The 19643-nt window shown below is 71.6% G+C and carries 23 protein-coding genes; 9 read left to right on the top strand and 14 right to left on the bottom strand.

The features are described from left to right. Positions 1–37: 37 nt before the first annotated feature. The 5 genes from ACZ61C_RS44340 to ACZ61C_RS44320 all read right to left on the bottom strand — a co-directional run bounded on the left by ACZ61C_RS44340 (position 38) and on the right by ACZ61C_RS44320 (position 3863). The gene (locus ACZ61C_RS44340; RefSeq protein ID WP_465313984.1) at positions 38–682 is read right to left on the bottom strand and encodes a class I SAM-dependent DNA methyltransferase; all 645 of its coding nucleotides are present in this window, start codon (positions 680–682) and stop codon (positions 38–40) included. Beyond that, positions 675–1580, bottom strand: a complete 906-nt coding sequence (locus ACZ61C_RS44335) for a haloalkane dehalogenase (protein ID WP_465313983.1) — start codon at positions 1578–1580, stop codon at positions 675–677. The genes ACZ61C_RS44340 and ACZ61C_RS44335 overlap by 8 nt, the downstream gene beginning before the upstream one ends. 66 nt (positions 1581–1646) lie before the next feature. Next, positions 1647–2099: a DUF350 domain-containing protein gene (locus tag ACZ61C_RS44330; protein ID WP_086678937.1), complete on the bottom strand. Its 453-nt coding sequence runs from the start codon at positions 2097–2099 to the stop codon at positions 1647–1649. A 45-nt stretch (positions 2100–2144) separates the two neighbouring features. Continuing rightward, entirely contained in the window at positions 2145–3311 is a 1167-nt protein-coding gene (locus tag ACZ61C_RS44325) for a glutathionylspermidine synthase family protein (protein WP_465313982.1), read from the bottom strand. Then, positions 3312–3863 (bottom strand): hypothetical protein, encoded by a 552-nt coding sequence (locus ACZ61C_RS44320; RefSeq protein ID WP_465313981.1) that lies wholly within the window; start codon positions 3861–3863, stop codon positions 3312–3314. 155 nt (positions 3864–4018) lie between these two features. On the opposite strand from ACZ61C_RS44320, the gene ACZ61C_RS44315 reads away from it, so the two are divergent. From ACZ61C_RS44315 to ACZ61C_RS44300, 4 genes are all read left to right on the top strand, one after another. After that, the gene (locus ACZ61C_RS44315) at positions 4019–5059 is read left to right on the top strand and encodes a septum formation family protein (RefSeq protein WP_465313980.1); all 1041 of its coding nucleotides are present in this window, start codon (positions 4019–4021) and stop codon (positions 5057–5059) included. Further along, positions 5059–5409, top strand: a complete 351-nt coding sequence (locus ACZ61C_RS44310) for a metallopeptidase family protein (RefSeq protein WP_125305989.1) — start codon at positions 5059–5061, stop codon at positions 5407–5409. Before ACZ61C_RS44315 ends, ACZ61C_RS44310 begins: the two co-directional genes overlap by 1 nt. 102 nt (positions 5410–5511) lie before the next feature. After that, positions 5512–6759 carry an MFS transporter gene (locus ACZ61C_RS44305; RefSeq protein WP_465313979.1) on the top strand — a complete coding sequence of 416 codons (1248 nt, stop codon included), beginning with the start codon at positions 5512–5514 and terminating at the stop codon, positions 6757–6759. Positions 6760–6798: 39 nt separating this feature from the next. Further along, complete coding sequence (locus ACZ61C_RS44300) at positions 6799–7275, top strand: hypothetical protein (protein ID WP_465313978.1); 477 nt, start codon at positions 6799–6801, stop codon at positions 7273–7275. Here ACZ61C_RS44300 and ACZ61C_RS44295 read toward each other — a convergent pair. From ACZ61C_RS44295 to pheA, 3 genes are all read right to left on the bottom strand, one after another. Next, a complete protein-coding gene (locus ACZ61C_RS44295) occupies positions 7272–7886 on the bottom strand; it encodes a DUF4232 domain-containing protein (protein WP_465313977.1) in 615 nt (204 codons plus the stop codon). The genes ACZ61C_RS44300 and ACZ61C_RS44295 overlap by 4 nt on opposite strands. Before the next feature lie 158 nt (positions 7887–8044). Next, a complete protein-coding gene (locus tag ACZ61C_RS44290; RefSeq protein ID WP_465313976.1) occupies positions 8045–8662 on the bottom strand; it encodes a histidine phosphatase family protein in 618 nt (205 codons plus the stop codon). Then, complete coding sequence (pheA, locus tag ACZ61C_RS44285; RefSeq protein WP_465313975.1) at positions 8659–9567, bottom strand: prephenate dehydratase; 909 nt, start codon at positions 9565–9567, stop codon at positions 8659–8661. The genes ACZ61C_RS44290 and pheA overlap by 4 nt, the downstream gene beginning before the upstream one ends. A 91-nt stretch (positions 9568–9658) precedes the next feature. On the opposite strand from pheA, the gene ACZ61C_RS44280 reads away from it, so the two are divergent. The 3 genes from ACZ61C_RS44280 to ACZ61C_RS44270 all read left to right on the top strand — a co-directional run bounded on the left by ACZ61C_RS44280 (position 9659) and on the right by ACZ61C_RS44270 (position 11681). Beyond that, positions 9659–10279 carry a macro domain-containing protein gene (locus tag ACZ61C_RS44280; RefSeq protein WP_465313974.1) on the top strand — a complete coding sequence of 207 codons (621 nt, stop codon included), beginning with the start codon at positions 9659–9661 and terminating at the stop codon, positions 10277–10279. Between the two features lie 115 nt (positions 10280–10394). Further along, on the top strand, positions 10395–11327 hold the full coding sequence (gene coaA / locus ACZ61C_RS44275; RefSeq protein WP_465313973.1) for a type I pantothenate kinase: 933 nt from the start codon (positions 10395–10397) through the stop codon (positions 11325–11327). 198 nt (positions 11328–11525) lie between these two features. Beyond that, positions 11526–11681: a hypothetical protein gene (locus ACZ61C_RS44270; protein WP_465313972.1), complete on the top strand. Its 156-nt coding sequence runs from the start codon at positions 11526–11528 to the stop codon at positions 11679–11681. A 4-nt stretch (positions 11682–11685) separates the two neighbouring features. Here ACZ61C_RS44270 and ACZ61C_RS44265 read toward each other — a convergent pair whose 3' ends face one another. From ACZ61C_RS44265 to ACZ61C_RS44255, 3 genes are all read right to left on the bottom strand, one after another. Then, on the bottom strand, positions 11686–13194 hold the full coding sequence (locus ACZ61C_RS44265; protein ID WP_465313971.1) for a hypothetical protein: 1509 nt from the start codon (positions 13192–13194) through the stop codon (positions 11686–11688). 178 nt (positions 13195–13372) lie between these two features. Then, positions 13373–14698 (bottom strand): DUF6880 family protein, encoded by a 1326-nt coding sequence (locus tag ACZ61C_RS44260; RefSeq protein ID WP_465313970.1) that lies wholly within the window; start codon positions 14696–14698, stop codon positions 13373–13375. Positions 14699–14786: 88 nt separating this feature from the next. Continuing rightward, positions 14787–15707: a nitrate- and nitrite sensing domain-containing protein gene (locus ACZ61C_RS44255; RefSeq protein ID WP_465313969.1), complete on the bottom strand. Its 921-nt coding sequence runs from the start codon at positions 15705–15707 to the stop codon at positions 14787–14789. A 133-nt stretch (positions 15708–15840) separates the two neighbouring features. On the opposite strand from ACZ61C_RS44255, the gene ACZ61C_RS44250 reads away from it, so the two are divergent. Next, complete coding sequence (locus tag ACZ61C_RS44250) at positions 15841–16158, top strand: nucleotide pyrophosphohydrolase (protein ID WP_465313968.1); 318 nt, start codon at positions 15841–15843, stop codon at positions 16156–16158. A 1-nt stretch (position 16159) separates the two neighbouring features. Here ACZ61C_RS44250 and ACZ61C_RS44245 read toward each other — a convergent pair whose 3' ends face one another. Genes ACZ61C_RS44245 through ACZ61C_RS44235 form a run of 3 tightly spaced genes read right to left on the bottom strand, consistent with a single transcriptional unit; the run spans position 16160 to position 18547 of the window. Next, positions 16160–16420, bottom strand: coding sequence for a DUF3024 domain-containing protein (locus ACZ61C_RS44245; protein ID WP_465313967.1), 261 nt, complete (start codon positions 16418–16420; stop codon positions 16160–16162). A gap of 23 nt (positions 16421–16443) precedes the next feature. Then, on the bottom strand, positions 16444–16995 hold the full coding sequence (locus tag ACZ61C_RS44240) for an AAA family ATPase (RefSeq protein WP_465313966.1): 552 nt from the start codon (positions 16993–16995) through the stop codon (positions 16444–16446). A 25-nt stretch (positions 16996–17020) separates the two neighbouring features. After that, on the bottom strand, positions 17021–18547 hold the full coding sequence (locus ACZ61C_RS44235; RefSeq protein ID WP_465313965.1) for a 3'-5' exonuclease: 1527 nt from the start codon (positions 18545–18547) through the stop codon (positions 17021–17023). 192 nt (positions 18548–18739) lie between these two features. Here ACZ61C_RS44235 and ACZ61C_RS44230 point away from each other — a divergent pair, with 192 nt between their 5' ends. Next, positions 18740–19552, top strand: a complete 813-nt coding sequence (locus ACZ61C_RS44230; RefSeq protein ID WP_465313964.1) for an excalibur calcium-binding domain-containing protein — start codon at positions 18740–18742, stop codon at positions 19550–19552. Positions 19553–19643 lie beyond the last annotated feature (91 nt).

Raw genomic sequence — 19643 nt, 5'->3', positions numbered from 1 at the left:
CCAGCCTACTGAGCAGGCCCGACGGTTTCGGGCCTGCTCAGCCGGGCTTGCGGAACAGCAAGTACGCCTGCGGGGTCTTCTCCAGCGGCCCTTCGGGCTCTCGCACCAGCCGGGCCTCCACCGCCAGGCCCGCCGCGGTGGCCAGGCCGGTCACGAAGTCCGGCTGCAGGCGGTACGCGTCCAGGGAGACCTCGTGGCCGTACCCCTGGGAGACGTGACGGCGTTCGTCGCCGACCTGGAACGCCGTCAGCAGGCGGCCGCCCGGGGCCAGCACCCGCGCCAGCTCCGCGAACACCGGCGACAGCCGCTCCGGTGGGGTGTGGATCAGCGAGTACCACGCCAGCGCGCCGGCGAGGCTCCCGTCGTCGAGCAGCAGCGCCGCCAGCGAACCGACTTCGAAGCGCAGTTCCGGGTGCGCCCGGCGGGCCGCGGCGACCATACCGGGTGAGAGGTCGACGCCGAAGACGTCCAGGCCGAGCGACGCCAGGTGACCGGTCAGCCGGGCCGGGCCGCAGCCCAGGTCGCCGACCGGGCCGGCCGGGCCGACCAGCTCGGCGAACGTGCCCAGCATCGCCCGGTCCCACGGGTTGGCGTCCAGCGCGTCCCGCAGCGTCTCGGCGTACGAGTCGGCGACCGTGTCGTACGCGGTGCGGGTCTCGGTCACGTAGCCGGGTTCAGCCACGGACGAACCGCACCACGTGCTCGGCCAGCTCCGCACCCGCGTCTTCCTGCAGGAAGTGACCCGCGCCCTGGATCACCGGGTGCGCCAGCCCCTGTGCGCCCTTCAGCGAGCGCTGCAGGACCGGGGCCATCCCGCCGGTGATCGGGTCGCCGTCGGAGAAGGCCACCAGGAACGGGATCTCCAGCTCGGTGAGGGTCTCCCACGCCGCGCGGTTGGCCGCCGACGCCGGGTTGTCCGGCCGGTAGGGCACCAGGCCGGGCATCGCCCGCGGCGCGGCCTTGTACATCTCGTTCGGGAACGGCGCGTCGTACGCCGCGCGGACCTCCTCCGAGAGCGGCGACTTGCAGCCCGACTGGACGAGCCGGGCGACGTCCAGCACCTGGGCCTTCTCGACGGCCTCGCGGAAGGCGTGCCACACCGCCGGCATGTCGTGGTCGCCGGTCGGCAAGCCCGTGTTGGCCGCCACCACGCGCGCGAACCGCGAAGGGTGCTCGGCGACCAGGCGCAGGCCGATCAGGCCACCCCAGTCCTGGCCGACGAGCGTGACGTCCCGCAGGTCGAGGGCGTCGAACGCGAACCCGCGCAGCCAGTTCACGTGCCGGGCGTAGGTGTGGTCGACCATGTCGCCGGGCTTGTCGGAGCGGCCGAAGCCGACCAGGTCCGGCGCGATCGCGCGGAGCCCGGCGGCGGCCAGCACCGGGAGCATCTTGCGGTAGAGGAACGACCAGCTGGGCTCGCCGTGCAGGAGCAGCACCGGCGGTCCGTCGGCCGGGCCCGCCTCCACGTACCCCACTCTGATCACGCCGCCGTGCGGGTCATCGAGCTCGACGTACTTCGGCTCGAAGGGGAAGTCGGGCAGGTCCGTGAACCGGTCGTCCGGTGTCCTCAGCAGGCGCACGAACCCCACGCTAGTGGGAACGGAAGAGCCGGGCCACGCGCCGCGTGCCCCGGCTCACACCCGAGGTCAGGAGATGCCGACCGCCACCACGAGGCCCAGGCCGAGGTGCGCGGCCGCGACGACGATGCTCACCGGCGCGAACTTCTCGCTCTCGATGGTCGACGCCACGTCGATCCGGGTCGCCCACTCCAGCAGCCGGACCGCGATCACCTGGACGATGATCCCGAGCAGGCCGTAGACGAGCGAGGTGATCAGGCCCTCGGTGAGGTCGCTGGCCGAGTTGAAGATCGCCACGACGACGATGAACGCCATCGAGAGCATCCCGGACGCGGTCACGATCACCGCGTTCGGCAGGCCCTGCGTGACCAGCTTCGACAGCTTGCCCGGCGTGGTCCAGTCGATCGCGTAGAACCCGGCGAACATCAGCAGCAGGCCGATGACGCCGTAGAGCAGGATCGCGCCGATCCCCCGCACGAGGTCGGAGCCGAACGTGTCGGACAGCGCAAGGGTCGTGTTCACGAGTTGTCTCCCAGGAGGAAAGAGCTGATCAGCGACGGTGTTGTATCACGCTTCGGGGATGCGATGTGGGACAAATGCCGCACCGTCGTCGGTGACCAGGCCGCCGGTCTCGCGGATGCCCAGGCCCGCCGAGCTGTCGCCGACGATCCACGCGCCGAGCGCCGGCCGGTAGCCGTCGAACTCGGGCAGCGGGTCGAACGCCTGGTAGACGAACCCTTCGGCGCCGTAGACACCGTCGGTCTGGGTCTCGTAACCGGTGGCGACGATCTGCACGTTCGCGCCCTCGCGGCCCAGCTTCGGCTTGCGGACGTACTCGGTGAGGATGCCGGGGTCGTCGGCGAAGGCGGGCAGCAGGTTCGGGTGGCCCGGGTAGTTCTCCCACAGGATCGCCAGCAGCGTCTTGTTGGAGAGGATCATCTTCCAGAGCGGCTCGATCCACAACGTCCGCGGCAGCGACTCGACGGCGTTGCGGCCGAACTCCTCGTCGACCACCCACTCCCACGGGTACAGCTTCAGCACGGTCGCCATCTGCGACTCTTCGAGGTCGACGAACCGCTTGAGCAGCGGGTCCCAGCCGATCTCCTCGATCGCCAGGCCCACCGTGTCGAGCCCGGCCTCGGCCGCGGTCTCCTGCAGGTACGCCGTGGTGACGTTGTCCTCGCCGGACGGGTCGGCCGCCGACCAGGTGAAGTGCAGCTCGTTCGACGGCAGCTTGTCCTGCAGGAACGCCCAGCGCTCGACGAGCTTCTCGTGGATCGAGTTCCACTGGTCGTCGTCCGGGAAGACGTCGGTCTTCCAGTGCCACTGCAGCAGCGACGCCTCGAGCAGCGTGGTCGGCGTGTCCGCGTTGTACTCCAGCAGCTTCGCCGGCGACTTGCCGTCGTAGCGCAGGTCGAACCGGCCGTAGACGTGCGGGTCCTGCCGCTTCCACGACTCCGCGATGTGCGGCCAGACCCACTCCGGGATGCCGAAGCGCTGGTAGCCCTCGGTCGTCACGACGTTGTCGACGGCCTCGAGGCACATCGAGTGCAGCAGTTCGACGTCGGCTTCGAGGGAGAGGACCTCGTCCATGTCGAAGACGTAGTGCACGGACTCGTCCCAGTAGGGCCGCATCCGCCCGCTCGCGTCGCGGGCCGGCGTGCCGTAGACGAGCCCCTGCTCCTCGACGATCCGCTGCCAGTCGCGCCGCGGCTCACGCCGGTCCCGGTACACCTACGATCCCCCGCTCTTGCCGCTGCCGCCGGTCCCGCCGGTGCTGCCGCTCTTGCCGCTGATGCCGAAGCCGCCGCGCTGGACGGACTTGCCGGACTTCGTGTTGACGTTGGTCCGCGACGACGGCGCGTCGTACGAGCCGCCGGACACGCGCTGCCCGATGACGCCGGTGCCGCCGTAGTTGTACCGGTAGCTGTTGTAACCGCCGCCCGGGATCGGGAGGAACAGGAAGCCACCGCTGTGGTAGCCGCCGTGGCTGGTCACGTAGTTCTCGTCGCAGTTGTCGTCGTTCTGGATGACACCGTTGTTGTCGGTGCAGACGGCTGTGACGTCTCCCGCCGGCTTCGCGACGGCGTAGAACGTCGCGACGAGCCCGACGAGCCCGACCGTGACCCCGCTGCCGATCAGGATCTTGCGCCGGGTCGCCGCCTTCGCGTCGGCCTGGCGCGCCACCTCGGCGTCGCGTTCCTCCTGCACGAGCGCCTGCTGGCGGGCTCGCTGCTCCGCAACCGACGGCTGGCGGGGCTGTGTGTTCGAGTCCTGGAATCTCATGGAACCGCGCTTCGGCGGTTCCGGGGGCGGCTGGTCCCCAGTGTTGTTGTCCTGCGTCATGTGCGCTCCGTAATCCCGGCCACCACGAAACCGTGACCCACCCTAACCACCCTAGGTCGCGCACGTCTCGCGCGGCGCGGGCATCATGGACTGCGATGTCTCCCAGCGCCGATCGGTTCCCCACCGCCACGCAGACGCTGCGCACCCGCGTCGTGATGGGCGGGATCTTCGCGGGCGCGTTGATCGCGCTCGCCCTCAGTGTCGTCTTCTCGTGGGGCGGTGACATCGCGGGCGGCGCCGGTGGTGGCGCCGGCAAGCTGTCCCCGGCGGCCCAGGAGGCCTTCCACTCACCGCCCGGCAGCTGCCTGACCTGGGACAACCCGGACGCGAGTGACGCGCGCAAGGTCGACTGCGCCCAGCCGCACCTGTTCGAGGTGACCACGCTCGTGGACATCGGCGCCCAGTTCCCGGAGGGCGCGCCGGTGCCGTCGCTGGAGCAGTGGCAGCAGATCGCGCAGCAGAAGTGCACCGCGGACGTGAAGCCGTACCTCGGGCACGGCCTCGACCCGTACGGCAAGCTCACGACGAACCTGCTGCGCCCGACGCCGTCCCAGTGGGACGACGGCGACCGCCAGCTGCGCTGCGGCCTGCAGTGGGCGGGCCCCGGCGGCAAGCTGCTGCCGACGACCGGGCCGGCGAAGGGGCAGGACCAGTCGCTGGTCTTCGAGCCGGGCACGTGCCTGGCGCTGCAGGGCAAGGGCGTCGGCGACCCGGTCGAGTGCACCAAGCCGCACTCCTACGAGATCATCGCGACCCTCGACCTCAAGACGAAGTTCAAGGACGCCTACCCGTCGCAGGAAGACCAGAAGAGCTGGCTCGACACCGAGTGCACCAAGCAGGCGGCGGACTACACGGGCGGGGCCGACCTGAACGCGAAGCACCTGATCCTGACCTGGGACCTGCGGGAGCAGGAGAGCTGGGACGCCGGCTCGACCAAGGTCAACTGCAAGGTCGCGGCGAAGCTGCCGGACAACAGCGGCCTGCAGGCGGTGACCGGCAGCGTCAAGGCCGCGCCCGCGGGTCCCGACGGCGGCCAGCCGGGTGACGGGCCCCCGGGCGACGGCCCGCCCTCGGACGGGGGCGGCGGTCCGGACGCGTCGAGCTCCGCGCCGCCGACGTCGAAGACGAGCGGCTGATGCCCGTCGAGATGAGCCGGGAGCGGTTCGAAGAACTGGTCTCGGAGGCCCTGGACGAGGTGCCGCCGGAGTTCGCCAAGGCGATGGACAACGTCGTGGTGCTCGTCGAGGAGTTCAACGACGAGGCGCCGGACATCCTCGGGCTCTACCACGGGATCGCGCTGACCGAGCGGACGTCGTCCTACGGCGGGGTGCTGCCCGACCGGATCTCGATCTACCGGCAGCCGATCCTCTCGATGTGCGAAGACGAGGACGAGGTCGTCGAAGAGGTGCTGATCACGGTGGTGCACGAGCTGGGCCACCACTTCGGCATCGACGACGCCCGGCTCCACGAGCTCGGCTGGGGCTGACCCGCACCAGTAGTGACACTGTGACCACCATCGGGTGAACTCGCGCTTATCCTGTTACCCGAAGTCATGGGGTGACTGCGATCGGTGCTGGGGGGGGCTTCGATGGACGGTGCGCGAAGACTCAGGTGGCTGCTGACGTCGAGTGCCGCGTCTCACCTGGGGGACGGTGTCGGCAAGGTGGCCCTGCCCCTGCTCGCCACGACCCTGACGCGCGACCCCGTGCTCATCGCCGGGCTGTCCGCCACCCAGTTCCTCCCCTGGCTGCTGTTCGCCGCGGTGGCCGGCGCGCTGGTCGACCGGATCGACCGGCGGCGCGCGATGATCGTCGCGAACACCGCGCGGGCCGGCGCGGTCGGCGCGCTCGCGGTGCTCGTCGCGGCCGGCGGGATGACGATCTGGCTGGTCTACCTCACCGCGCTGGTCATCGGGACCGCCGAGACCATCGCGGACAGCGCGGCGAACGCCCTGATCCCGGCCGTGGTCGGGGACGGCTCGCTCGACGCGGCCAACAGCAAGCTGCAGGCGTGCGAGATCGTCGGCCAGACGTTCCTCGGCGGCCCGATCGGCAGCCTCACCTTCGCGGTCTTCGCGGCCTTCCCGTTCGTCCTCAACTCCGCGGGGTTCGCGATCGCGGCCGCGGTGCTGCTCGGGCTCACCGGCACCTACCGGGCGAAGGCCGAGGCGACCGTTCGCCCGGCGAAGCTGCGCACCGACCTGGCCGACGGCCTGCGCTGGCTGCACGGGCACCGGCTGCTGCTGCGGCTGGTCGCGATCGCGGGCCTGCTCAGCCTGGTCAGCGAACTCGCGCAGGCGCAGCTGGTGCTCTACGCGCTCGAAGACCTCCACCTGTCCGAAGCGACCTTCGGGCTCTTCGCGTTCGTCGGCGGGATCGGCGGGCTGCTCGGCGCCGGTCTCGCGCCACGGCTGGTGCGCGCGGCCGGCCGGCGGGCGGTCGTCATCGGCGGCATCGCCGGCTGCGCCGCCGGGTTCGGCGGGATGGGCCTGGTGCGCTCACCGGTCGCGAGCGCGGCGCTGTTCGGCCTCTTCGCGGCCGCCGTGGTCGCGGTGAACGTCGTGCTCGCGACCGCGCGGCACCGGCTGGTGCCCGGCGAGCTGCTCGGCCGGGTGCTCGGGGTGTGGCGGACGGTCGTCTGGGGCGCGATCCCGCTCGGCGCCCTGCTCGGCGGGGTGCTGACCGAGGCGCTCGGCACGGCGGCGCGGACGTTCGCCGTGTCCGGCGTCGCGATGCTGGTGATCGCCGGCTTCGCGGCGGGTGCGTTGTGGCGGTCTTCGCTGGATGACGAATCGGACTCAGCCACGGCGCTCCTGCCCCGGAATCCGGGTTCATGAGCTGAAATGTCTCATCACCCAGGTGGTGGGAGGCGGCTTATGCGCACCGTGGACACCGGCACCGACGCCGATCCCGACTTCGACGAGCCCTCGGCCGAGACCGAGGAGGTCGCGGCGGGCCCACCGCCGTCGCGGCGGCTGCTCGTGCTGTCCGCGGTCGCCGGGTTCGTGCTGGGCGGCGGGGTGCTCGGCCTGCTCTGGGGCCTGTCCGGGGTGCACGCCGGCGCCCTCGACGACGCGCTGGCGGCGTGCCAGGCGCTCGACCGCGTCGGCGAGCTGCCCGACACGAGCCGGGACGCGCAGCCGTCGCTGACCCCCGGCCTCTCCGGGGAGCGGCTGCACCGGATGACGGCCGCGCGCGAGCTCGCCGCGGCGGCCGCCCAGGTGAACGCCAACTACCAGCCGCTGGCCGACCACATCGACGGCGTCAGCCGCATGGTGCTCAGCCTGCACTTCAACGACATCTCCGGGCAGCGGCACCTGGTCCAGGCGAAGGAGATCTGCGCCCGGATCTAGGCCGGGTGGACCGTCTTCACCGCGAGCTGGTTGCCGGGGATCTTCGTGCTCGCGCAGGCGGTGCCGTCGGACGGCACGAAGTTCGACGCGGTCTCCTGCGGCAGGTAGATCCGCAGACCCTTCACCGCCGTCGGCTGGCAGGTGCCCGAGTCGAAGTTCCGCACGTTCACGAACTGGATGTCGGCGATCGCCGACTGCCCCGGGTTCAGCTTCACCGCGTTGCCCTTGGTGCCCTCGCGGAAGGCGTCCTTGCCGACCTGGTGCCCGTCGGTGCCGGCCACGTACGAGACGCCGGGGAAGCCCTGGATCTCGCACGGCTTCGAGCTGCTGTTCTTGATGACCAGCGGCCGGTACACCGAGCCCGCGCCCGCGTCACCCTGGCCGAGCGACAGCGTGACGTCGCCGGCCTTGCAGAGCCCGTTGTCCACCGGCGCGACCGTCGGCGACGGCGCCGGGGCCGAGCTGCTGGGGCTCGACGCGGCCGTGGTGGCCGTGGTCGAGCTCGGGGTCTCCGACGTCGTCGGGGTCGAACTGCTGGCGGCCGGCGTGGCTCCCCCACCGCAGGCGGACAGCGCCAAGACGCCCGCCGTGGCCGCTACGACCGGGAACAACCGTGAAAGCTGCACTCCACTCGCCTCCCTAGTTGGGTGCTCCTGGTCGGTAGACGTACCGGCCCCCGGATGGGTTGGCTCCCACCCGTTAATTACCCACACACTCTATTTCCATGTGGTGCACTTCCGCGATCGCGCGAACACGTTCCGGTGACCTCTCAGAGCGGGGTGTCGGCCCAGCTCAGGCAGTGCCAGCGCCCGTCCGAGCGGGCGTCGAGCTCCACTAGACCGGTGTTGGGGATCAGCGCGGCGTTCGCGATGTCCGCGTGGACGTTGGGCGCCAGCCACTCGCCGGCCAGCCGGATCGCGCCGCCGTGGCTGACCAGGACGACTACTCCGTCCGGGTCGGCCTGCTCGTGCTTGGCGCGCAGCCCGGCGACGGCGTCGAGCATCCGGGTGCGGACGCTCGTGCCGCTCTCGCCGCCGGGCAGGGACGGCTCCAGGTCGCCGAGCGTCCACTTCCGGACGGTCTCCATGTAGACCCGGATCGAGCCGTGGTCGGTCGCGCCCTCGAGGTCACCGGCGACCACCTCGTGGACACCGTCGACGACCTGCACGTCGAGGGAGAACTGCGCGGCCAGCGGCGCCGCCGTCTGCTGAGCGCGGGTCGCTTGTGACGCGTACACCGCGACCACCGGCTCGCCCGCGAGCCGCCCCGCGAGCGCGGCGGCCTGCGACTGGCCGAGCTCGGTCAGCGGCGGGCCGGGCAGCGCGGTGTCGAGCGCGCCCCGGACGTTGCCGTCGGTCTGGCCGTGGCGGATGAGCAGCAGCCTCACGCCAGCTCCCCCTTGCGGACCGCGTCGGCCCAGGCGGCCGCCTCGGTGAACTCGTCGTTGCCGAAACCGGGCTCGATCGTCGAGCGGGTCCCGTCCGCCCGCGGGTGCGAGCCGAGGAACCGCAGGTGGTGGCAGTGCCGGCGCAACGCCGTGAGCGCGTCGTGGATCCGCGGCTCGGCCACGTGCCCCTCGAAGTCCATGAAGAAGCGGTACTCGCCGAAGTTGTTGCGCGTCGGCCGGGCGTCGAGGCGGGTCAGGTTGATCCCGCGGTCGGCCAGCGCGGTGAGCAGCTCGGCGAGCGTGCCGGTGCGGTTCACCGCCGCGGCGACCACGGACGTCCGGTCGGCGCCGGTCGCGGCCGGCAGCGCACCCGGCTGCCGCACCAGCAGGAACCGCGTCGCGGCGTCGGAGACGTCGCCGACCTCGGTGGCCAGCACCTCGAGGTCGTAGTGCTCGATGGCGACCGGCGCGCAGACCGCGGCGTCGAACTCGCCTTCGAGCACGCCGACCGCGGCCGCCGACGTCGAGGAGGACGCGACCGCGTGGGCGCCCGGCAGGTTCGCCTCGACCCACTCGCGGACCTGGGCGAGCGCGTGCGGGTGGCTGGCGACGGACTTGATCTCCCCGGCGCCGTGGCGCGTCAGCACGCTGAAGTGGATCGGCAGGATGGCCTCGGCCACGGCGACCAGCGGGGTCGACTCGCTGAGCGCGTCGAGCGTCGCCGGCACGACCCCTTCGACGGAGTTCTCGATCGGCACGCACGCGGCGTCCACCTCACCCGTGCGGACGGCGGTCATCGCCAGCCGGACGGTCTCCAGCGGGACCAGCTCGTCGCCGTCGGCGAGGATCCGCGCGGCCTGTTCGGTGAAGGTCCCCTGGGGGCCGAAGTATGCGATCCGTGACACCGGCTCAGGCTACGGGGGTGGCGACTTTCACTCGGACAGCCGGTACGTGAACCGGTTACGCCGGGTGGCATTTTTTGCGATGCTTAGGCGCGTGACCGCCGACTCGGGCACGCACACCGGCCGTGAGGGCGCACACCCGCCGGTCTCCCCCCGCTCCCCGGAGCTGGTGCTGTGCGCCGTTGACGAACCACTCGCCACCGCCTGGACCGCCGCTGCCGAAAAGCTGGCCGGCCGGGTCCAGGTGCACCGCGGGTCGGTGCTCGACGTCGTCGCCCAGGCGGTGGTGAGCCCGGCCAACTCCTACGGCTGGATGCGCGGCGGCATCGACGCCGTCTACGCGCAGGCGTTCCCCGGTGTGGAGCAGAGCGTCCGGAGCGCCGTGCTGGCGTTTCACGGCGGCGAGCTCCCCATCGGCGAGGCCGTGATCGTCCCGACCGGCGAAGCCGAGCCGGCGTGGCTCATCAGCGCGCCGACGATGCGCGAGCCCGGCGAGCGGCTGCCCGCCGACACCGTGCACCCCTACCTCGCCGCCCGCGCGGTGTTCCTGAACTGGCGGGACGGCCGGCTCGACCACGGCCCGGTGCGCGAGTACGTCGACACCATCGCGATGCCGGGCCTCGGCACCGGGATCGGCGGCGTCGATCCCGCGACCTGCGCCCGCCAGGTCGCCGCGGCCTGGGACGAGGTCTTCGGCCGCCGTCACCCTCGGTGATCACCCGAAGTTAGTGGGGTGGACTACATCACAGCGCGTTCACCGGCCGTAAGCCCTACCGTTAATCACGCAGGTGAACGTCCGCCAGTGCAGGCGACGGCCGGAGGAGTGTGCGATGACCCGGGTCCGCGAACTCAGCCCGTATGTCGAGCTGCACCGGGAACAGTGGAAAGAACTGCGAAGTTCGACGCCCTTGCCGCTGACCGCGGCGGAGCTGCTGAAGCTGCGCGGTCTCGGTGAGCAGGTCGACCTCGCCGAGGTGGCCGACGTCTACCTCCCGCTGTCCCGCCTGATCAACCTTCAGGTCGCCGCGCGCCAGCGGCTCTACGAAGCCACCACGACGTTCCTCGGTGACGACTCCCGCGGCACGAAGGTCCCGTACGTGATCGGCATCGCCGGGAGTGTGGCGGTCGGCAAGTCGACCACCGCCCGCATCCTGCGCACGCTGCTCGCCCGCTGGCCGGACCACCCCCGCGTCGACCTGGTCACCACCGACGGCTTCCTCTACCCGCGCGCCGAGCTGATGCGCCGCGGGATCATGCACCGCAAGGGCTTCCCGGAGAGCTACGACCGCCGCGCGCTGCTGCGGTTCGTCACCGAGGTCAAGTCGGGCGCCGAGCGGGTCGCCGCGCCGGTGTACTCGCACCTGGCCTACGACATCCTGCCCGGCCAGGAGCAGGTCGTGCAGCAGCCGGACATCCTCATCGTCGAGGGCCTGAACGTGCTGCAGCCGGGCCCGCGGCTGATGGTGTCCGACCTCTTCGACTTCTCGCTCTACGTCGACGCGCACACCGACGACATCCAGCGCTGGTACGTCGAGCGGTTCCTGGAGCTGCGGCACACGGCGTTCGCGGACCCGGCGTCGCACTTCCACCACTTCGCCGGCCTGCCGGACGACGAGGCCCGCGCCGAGGCACGGCACCTGTGGCACTCGATCAACGAGCCGAACCTGATGGAGAACATCAAGCCGACCCGCCCGCGGGCCACGCTCGTGCTCCGCAAGGACGCCGACCACACGATCAACCGGGTCCGCCTGCGCAAGCTCTGACCCCGTCACCCACATGCGACTCATTCCCACGCTCGGCGAACGACCGGGCACGCATCGTGGTGCGCTCGCGACTCTCCGCGCCGGAACCCGGCCGATCGGCCGAGGTGCCGTAACCGGTTGGCCGATACCGGTGCGGGGGCGGGAAAGCGACCCTGAAGAAGACAGGAACACGGCTCTGAGCTGGGGAGGAGGCCCACGATGTTCACGATGATCCTCACGTGGGTCGGTGCGGTGCTCGGTCTGGCCTTGCTGATCGCGATGGCCGCCGGAACGTTCGTCGTCGACTTCGACGACCGGCTGCAGGAGCGCCGCCGCAAGGTGAAGCCCGCCGAGCCGGCGGGCCCCCTCCCCTGAGCCGTCAGAGTCCGGTGAGCGCCTCGACGTAACCGTCGGCGTCGTACTCCAGCGTTTCCGAATCCAGCAGGCTGCCTTCCAGCGCGTCGATCAGCTGCTCGAAGATCTCGTCGCGGTCGAGCTCGCCCTCCTGCAGGCGCTGCACGGCCTGCCAGGCCTCGGCGGGCTCGTCGTCCCACAGCTGGTCGACGATCGTCGCGCGCAGCACCAGCCGCTGCTCTTCCTCGTCTTCGTCGGCTTCGGCGATGACGAGCGCGCGGCGCTGCTCGGGGTCGGTGGGGTCGAGGTCGACCTCTTCGTCCTCGATCTCGGTGGTCAGCGACGGCACGGCGAACATCCGGCGTTCCAGCGCGTCCGCCAGCTCGGTGGGCGACAGCTCGCCGATGTCGCCGAAGTAGCGCTCCAGCGGGGAGTCGTCCTCGTCGGCGTACTCGCTCAGGTAGTCGGCGACGGCTTCGTCGAGCGCGGCGATCGCCGTCTCGGTCAGCCCAGCGCGCTCCGCCGTCCACTGCACCCAGGCCAGGACGACCGGCTCGACGGCGTCTTCGTACTCGGCGTCGAGCTCGTACTCCTCGCCGAGCAGGCCCTCGAGGAACCGCGCGAGCTTCTCCGGGCCGACGCGCAGCGGGCTCGCCGGGTCGGTGCGCACCCCGTGCTCCAGCAGCAGGCCGCCGATGGCGCGCGCGGCGCCGGCGTCCTCCCCGCTCGCCGCGACGAACTGCTCGACGACGGCCGCCCGCTCGGTGTCGGACCATTCGGCGATCTCGGGGACGAGCGCGGGCTCCGGCAGCGCGCGGCTCCAGGTCAGCGCGACGGCGTGGAAGCGCGCGTAGTCCTCGCTGACGTCGGCCTCGTCGAGGTGGTCGGTCGCCGCGAGGCCGTCGGCGAGGAGGCGGTGCGCCTCGGCCGGCTCGACGGCTTCGAACAGCACGAGCTCGGGGTCCGCTTCGGCCTGGGCGCGCATCTCGGCGAGGACCTCACCGGGCTGCTCGATGACCACGAGGTCGCGCACACGGCCGGTTTCGCTGAAGTCGAGCAGCGCGAGCAGGCCGTGCTGGACGTCGCCGTGGGAGAAGACGCAGAGCAGGGACGACTCGTCGCCGTAGACGTCCCCGGTCCGCCAGCACTCGCCGGCGGTGACCCGGCCCAGCCCGGGGGCCCAGCCGGGCGCGGGGATGCCGCGGCCGAGGACGACCTGCAGGCCGTCTTCGGCGGCCTTGCGCTCGACGTCGGTCTCGGCGACGACCTTGAGCGCGGCCAGCAGCGCGGCCGCGCCCGGCGTGATCTTGCGCTGCGCGAAGGCGATCAGCTCGAGGCCGAGCGGCTCGTCGCCCGCTTCGAGGGGCACGTCGTGGAACTGGCCGAGGACTTCGGACGCGAGGAGCTCGACGTCCACCGGCGAGGGGTCGGCGCCCAGCGCCGAGAAGTCGTTCAGGACGTCCTTGAACAGACCGGTCACGCTGTGCGTGACCGGCTGCGGGTTCTTCTTGCGGGCGCGACTCACCGGGCTCATGAACTCATAGTTTCAGAGCTGGTCGCGGTGGCCCTGGCGCGGGTCCCGCCGCGTGCTCGACGGGGAGGCGCCGAGCCGGACGGCGGGACAGGGCCACCGCGACGTAGCTGGCCAGAGCGGAAGACCGCCTTGGCGGGATCTCGATGAGCGGTGCACGTGAATCACCGGCTCACCTCGGTCAACGAGGTGCGCGCGGGGAAGATACGGGCTTCGGCAGGGCAATGCGCGCGGTCCGGATTTCCGTGATCAGCCGGGTTTTCCGGCGGTGGGTTTCCACCAGCCCGCCGAGGTACGCGGTGAACTCCTCCGGGCTTTCCGCCCGCTTGTGCAAGGTGCGCAACAGCTTCAGCCGGCGCGCGGCTTCCTGGTAGGCCTGCGGGTCCTTCCGCTCGATGAGCTCCTCGACGTGCTCGCGGAAGACCGGGATCGTCTCGGCCGGGTGCTCGGCGGCGCGCTGTTCAGCCAGTTCGAGCTTCAGCTCCGGCGAGGCCCCGAACCGCACGCAGGCGCGCCACGCTTCGTCGGGACGGCCGTCGTCGAGCAGGACGCGAGCCAGCTCGTCGGCCTGCGCGGCGCCCTCGGCGGCCAGCTCACGCAGGCGGGCGAGCGCGGCCCGGCGCTGCGTCGTCCACTTCCCGTCGCCGGTCGCGGCTTCGCGCAGCGCGGCGAACGTCTCGCGGTCCGGGTGCGCGTCGAAGTCCTTGCGACGGCGGGAGGTTTCGTCGTCGGGTTCCGGGGGCTTCGGGTTCTTGTCGTGGGTGAGCGCGCGGGCGGCGTGCGCGATGGCCTCGCTGTGGCGGCCCGCGGCGCGCAGCACCCGGACGATCTTGAGGCTGACCTCACGCCGCGGCGGTTTCGCCGAGAGGATCGCGACCAGCTCGTCGACGTCGCCGAGCACCTCGGCCAGCTGTTCCCGCAGCCGTTCGGCCACGTCACGCCGGTGTCCGGACCCGCTCGCGGTGAGCACGTCGTCCACAGTGGACTTGATCCGGCGGAGCCCGGGCTCGCCCAGCGCCGTCGCGAACTCGGCGAGGTCGATGACCGGCCGGCCGGGGCCGTCGAACTCGACCTCGAGGATCCAGTCGGCCAGCTTCTCCGGGTCCGGCGGCCGGGCGGTGCACGCGCGGGCGTACAGCTCCACGGCGCGTTCGAGCCGGTCGCCGAGGTCGCCGGTGTGGTCTCCGGACTGCTCGAGTACCTCGCTGACGTCGTCGACCGTGCGGCGGGCGAGCGGGGCCAGGTCGGCGGGGCTGCCGGCGTCGAGCAGCCGCTGCAGCGTGTCGAGCACCGCGCCGATCTTCGCGGTGTACTCGACGTTCCCGTCGGTCACCGCGGTGTCCAGGAGCCGGTGCGCCTCACTGACGTCACCGGATTGGGTGGCCGCGCGCAGTTCGAGCGAATGCCGTAGCTCAGGGTCACGATCGGCGTGGGCGTGCAGCAGGTCCGCCAGCGTCTCCGCGTCCAAAGTGCGCAGGTAGGGGCGAAGATCCGAGTGGGGACTCACGCGGACCAGTCTGCCCGACCGCGACGGCGTGGCGTGTGGGCCAACCGCGTGCTCTTTTCGGAGTAGTTCATGACTCTCCGTCACGGGCTCAGAAGCGCCGCAAGTCGTCGAGCACGGCTTTCAGCGGCCACGGCTCGGGGGTGCGCGGCCGTTGTGACCGAGCGTGGCGGGGTCGCGGGATGGCCGGGTGGACCGTCGGCACCATGATCGGGACGACCGGCACCGGCACCCGCGCGACCAGCCGCCGCACGACGACCAGCAGGAGCACGGCGAACAGCAGCAGCGCGGTGCCCGCGGCGAGCGCGCCGGCCAGCGTGCGGCGGCCGTCGTCGAGGGTGAGCTGCACGGCGTACTGGCTCTGCTGCGAGTACAGCCGGCCGAGCTGGTCGGAGACGCTGTAGGCGGCGCTGCGCCAGGTGGACTCGGGCACGGGCAGCGGTTCGTCGGTGGCGAACGCGTCCTCGGCGGCGGCCAGCCTGCTCCAGTCGGCGCTGCGGATGAGCGCCTCGTACGCCATTCGGCCGCTCTCGGTCAGCTGCGGCTCGACGCGGGCCAGGTCCGCGCGGTAGGCGGCCACGGCCGCGGCGTACGGCCGCCGGGTCACCCCGTCGATCCCCGCCAGGGCAAGGGAATCGGAGCGATCCAGCCCTTCGGCGGCGGAAAGCAGCTCGACGGCGGTCGTCTGCTGGTAGCCGGACTCCGCGTTCGGCGCGCGGCGCGCGTAGTCGCGCAGCCCGGCGATCGCGCCGTCGATCCGCTGGGTGAAATTCGCGTACGCCCCGGTCCGGTGGTCGGGCGCGGCCATCGCGTCACTGCGCTGGGCCTGCAACACGACCACGGCGCGGGCCGTCCGGTCCGCGGCGCCCGCCGTCTCCATGGCCAGGTCGCTGGTCCGAACCGCTTGCTGCACCAGGAAGAACGCGATCACCAGAGCCACGACGACCAGCCCACCGCCGGGGATGAGCGCGATGCACAGCATGCGTCCGCGGACGGATCGCAGGTACTTCAAGACGGTCCTTCCCGTGCCCTGGGCCCCGCTGTCATCCCGACGGACGTCAACCTATTGAGTGAGAGATTCACCGGTCAACGGCAGTCCGCCATACGGCCGTTAGCGGTCCGTGACCGCCGGGGACAATCGGCCCGTGACCTTCGACGACGTGACCCAGCGCCTCCGCGGCTTCGCGGCCGCCCGCGCCTGGGAGCCGTTCCACACCCCGAAGAACCTCGTGATGGCCCTGTCCGGTGAGGTCGGCGAGCTGACCTCGCTGTTCCAGTGGCTGACGCCGGAGGAGTCGGACGCGTGGCGCGCGGACCCGGCGCTGGAGGCGAACGTGCTCGACGAGATCGCGGACGTCACGCTGTACCTGCTCCAGCTGGCCGACCGCCTCGGCGTCGACCTGGCGGAGGCGGCGCACGCGAAGATCGACCGCAACGAGGTCCGCTTCCCGCCGCCGTCCTGAGTCAGAGCTGCGCCAGCAACGGCGGCGGAGTGCTCGCGACGGGCGCGTCCGGGTCGGCGAGCCACCCGCCGGCGCCGTCGGGCCGCAGCATCGACCAGATCCCGAACTCGTCGAGCGACAACCGCGCGATTTCCCGTTCCCCGGCGCCGTCCGCCGATTCGACGATGACCACGGCGCGCTCCAGCACGCGGCACCCGGCGGAACCGCGCTGGGCACACCACCGCTCGATCTGCCGCATCGCGAATTCGGGGATCGCCGCCATACCGACCAGTGAACCGGAAAGCCTCAGCCCGCCCGCAGGTGGGCGAGCACGGCGTCGTAGGTGGCCTCGGGCGCGAGCCCGTCGGTGGGCACGACGGCACACCGCGGCCGCTGCGGCAGGTAGGCGGTGAGCTGGTCGTGGATCCGCTCGACGATGGCGGTGCCACCGCGGCCTTGGACGACGTCGTCGACGCCTCGGGTCACCTCGTCCCCGGCCGCGGCCCGCGCGGCGAACCGCCCGAGCGCGACCGGCTTCGCCGCGGTCAGCAGGATTTCCCGGTACTCGGCCCCGCACCCCGCGGCCGCGGCTTCGAACGCCTCGATGTCGACCACGCGGGTGGCGAGCTGCGGCATCACGACGTCGTGGCCGGTGCGCAGGTGCGTCTCGGCCATGACGAGCGTGAGCAGCTGCGCGGCCTTGAAGGTCTCGAAGAAGGTCTCCTGCCAGCCGCCGATGAGGCAGACGACCCGGTCGGTGTCGAGGTTGAGCACCCCGGGATGCCGCTCGGCGTAGGCCCGCGCGATCGTCGACTTCCCGATCCCGGACGGGCCGTTCAGGTGGATCAGTCGTGGCACCGGGCCGACGGTACCGAAACTCCGCTCACCGCGGCGCGGGCTCGGCGATCCACCAGCCGCCGAGCAGGGCGCCGACGCCGAAGACGCTCAGGAAGATCCCCGCGACCACCGGCGTACCTCCGAACATGCCGATGACAACCAGGAACATCAGCAGCAATCCGACGCCCATGAGGATTCGTCCACCGAGCACTCGGACCGAGAGTCCGGGCTTCGCTCCGGCCGGCTGGGGCGCAGCCGAGGTTGTCATTTCCGGCCGGGCCTGCGGCACCGCCGGACGAGGCATCGGAACGACCTGGGTAACGGTCCGCGGCGCGGCGGGCGGACGCGGACCTGGTCGAGCCACCGCGGCCGCCTCGAATCCCAAGGCGACCGGCGCCGCGGCAAGGTCGACGACCACGGCGCCGAGCTCCGCTGCCCGCGCCAACCTGGGCTCGTGCGCCGGAACCGTCTCGTCGCGAACGAGGTGCGTCACGGTCGCGGTCAGCTTCTTGGCGAGCTGGACACCTTCGGCGAGTACCCGGGCGCGGAACCGGTCCGCCGCGACCGTGGTCCCGAGCACCAGGACTCGCGTCGGTCTGCCGCCACCGGACGGCCGCAGATCGCCGACGAGTTCGGCCATTCCGAGCGCCGTCGCCACCTGCTGGAGCTCGCGGGCTTCGGCAGTGGTGACCACCCCGTCCCTCTCGGCGACATTCCTCAGGGCCTGCACGAACTGCTCGTGAGCCCCGCGCACCTGGGCTTCGGGCAGCTCCGCCTCGGTGGCCAACGCGGCCAGTGCCCACACCTCGTCGTGGGTCAGGTGTGCGTCGGCGACCGCCCCGGCAAGCAGGTCCAGGTAAGCGTAGGCGGTGGCCGGCTCACCGGTGGTCGAGCCGATCGTGATCCGCTCGATCACACCGGCCATCCAGCCTGGGTCGTCCGGAGTCGCGTCCGCGCGAGGCCGGAGCTGGCCCGTCGCGGCGTACCTCGGCAGCACCGGGAACCCCGGCACCACCCCGAAGCTCAGCCCGTGCCTGCCGAAGAGCGTGACCGCCAGCTGCGCGACGGTGCGGGCGCCGGTCAACGCCGGCTGAGCCGGGGTGCCCGGCACGCCGACCGCGTGGGCAACCGTCGCGAGCCGGTAGTTCGGCAAGGCGATGACGGTTTGCGCCGCCACGAGCGTGCACACGCCCGGCAGGAGCGGCAGGCGAACACCGAGCCGGGCGGTTTCGGCGTCCAGGAAGCCCGCGACTTGCGGCAGGTTGTGCGCCACGACGACACTGCCGGCACAGAGGTCCAGCAGTGGACCGAGCACAGCTCCGAACGGCGGCGCTCCGGTGAGCTCCTCCGGCGTGATTCCGTGCACGAACGCCGACCCTGCCGACACCCCACGGCCGGGATCGACCAGCGTCGTGAACTCACCGGCGACCGAACCGTCGGACCGGACACGCACCGCGGCGAGCTCGACCACGTGCCCCGGGCGCAGTCCCGTCATGCGAATTTCCACGGCGGTGAAGTCGATGCCGTGCGCCGGGTGGCCGCCCGGCCCGGACAGCGGAAGAGATTCGATCACGTCGAGGAGATCGCGCCATCGGACAACGGCGTCACAGATTTTCGGGAATCATCAAGGATTCGTGATCCGATCGTGACAGAAAGATTCCGCCGAATAACAGATGATGGTCCGTTACGCGCCCGGGCGTAACGTCGGCCGTTGTTTTCACGAACCCAGGGTCGGCACGTCGCGTCAAGGAACGAGGAATTCCCCATGCATCCGTCCGACCAGGGGCCGCCCCGCGCGAAAAGGCGCGTTCCGAACTGGCTCAAGATCACATTGGCCGCCTTTGCCGTCCTGTTCCTTCTCGGTGCGATTTTCGGGAAGTCACCGGAGGTGAACACCACCGCGGCACCGGCCACGACGGCCACTCCGACAACCAGCAGCAGCACCACCACGACCGCTGCGACCGCTCCGGTCACCTACACCGTCACGAGCGTGACGGACGCCGCGAACCTCGACGTCGCCGGCAGCGACGGCACCCACCGAACCGTGCGCGTCCAAGACGTCAGCACACCCGGGACGACCAGCGACTGCTTCGGACCGGAAACGGTGGCCTGGGCCGGCTCCAAGCTGATCGGTACCGCGGTCCGGCTAGGCGCCGACACCGCGTCCGGCGTCACCGTGGCACTGGCCGACGGTCAGGACTACGGCACCCTGGCCGTGTCCAACGGCTACCTCAAGGCCGCCGGTTCGGCGTTGGCGGCGGCCGAAACCGCTGCCCACCAGGCCACCAAGGGGTTCTGGGGCCCGCCGTGCAACGGTTCGCTGACTCTGGCGGCGCCGGTTCCGCAGCCCGATCCGCAGCCGACCTCGGCGCCGCCCGCACCGGCCACCAAGGCGGCGCCGAAGCCGCCGCGCACGACGGCGGCGGATCCTCCTGCTCCGGAGCCGGACAACAACAGCGTGTACTACAAGAACTGTTCGGAGGCAAAAGCCGCCCATGCGGCACCTCTGCACGTCGGCCAGCCCGGGTACCGTCCCGAACTGGACAGAGACCACGACGGTGTGGCCTGCGAGACGTGAGAACACCGGTCCCGGGGGGGGGGGGGGGGGGGGGGGGGGGGTGGGGGGGGGGGGGGGGGGGGAAGAGTTGTCTTCGATTGTGTGTGGGTGG

The sequence above is a fragment of the Amycolatopsis sp. NPDC104587 genome, assembly GCF_055583645.1.
The sequence above is the reverse complement of the archived record's forward strand: the minus strand, read 5'-3'. Positions and strand labels throughout refer to the sequence as shown.

What these genes read in the sequence shown, in the direction of transcription:
- ACZ61C_RS44265 (WP_465313971.1), bottom strand. Translation starts at nt 13,194, where the DNA reads ATGAGCCCGGTGAGTCGCGCCCGCAAGAAGAACCCGCAGCCGGTCACG.
- ACZ61C_RS44320 (WP_465313981.1), bottom strand. Translation starts at nt 3,863, where the DNA reads ATGAGATTCCAGGACTCGAACACACAGCCCCGCCAGCCGTCGGTTGCG.
- coaA (WP_465313973.1), top strand. Translation starts at nt 10,395, where the DNA reads ATGACCCGGGTCCGCGAACTCAGCCCGTATGTCGAGCTGCACCGGGAA.
- ACZ61C_RS44315 (WP_465313980.1), top strand. Translation starts at nt 4,019, where the DNA reads ATGTCTCCCAGCGCCGATCGGTTCCCCACCGCCACGCAGACGCTGCGC.
- ACZ61C_RS44245 (WP_465313967.1), bottom strand. Translation starts at nt 16,420, where the DNA reads ATGGCGGCGATCCCCGAATTCGCGATGCGGCAGATCGAGCGGTGGTGT.
- ACZ61C_RS44310 (WP_125305989.1), top strand. Translation starts at nt 5,059, where the DNA reads ATGCCCGTCGAGATGAGCCGGGAGCGGTTCGAAGAACTGGTCTCGGAG.
- ACZ61C_RS44300 (WP_465313978.1), top strand. Translation starts at nt 6,799, where the DNA reads ATGCGCACCGTGGACACCGGCACCGACGCCGATCCCGACTTCGACGAG.
- ACZ61C_RS44305 (WP_465313979.1), top strand. Translation starts at nt 5,512, where the DNA reads ATGGACGGTGCGCGAAGACTCAGGTGGCTGCTGACGTCGAGTGCCGCG.
- ACZ61C_RS44270 (WP_465313972.1), top strand. Translation starts at nt 11,526, where the DNA reads ATGTTCACGATGATCCTCACGTGGGTCGGTGCGGTGCTCGGTCTGGCC.
- ACZ61C_RS44230 (WP_465313964.1), top strand. Translation starts at nt 18,740, where the DNA reads ATGCATCCGTCCGACCAGGGGCCGCCCCGCGCGAAAAGGCGCGTTCCG.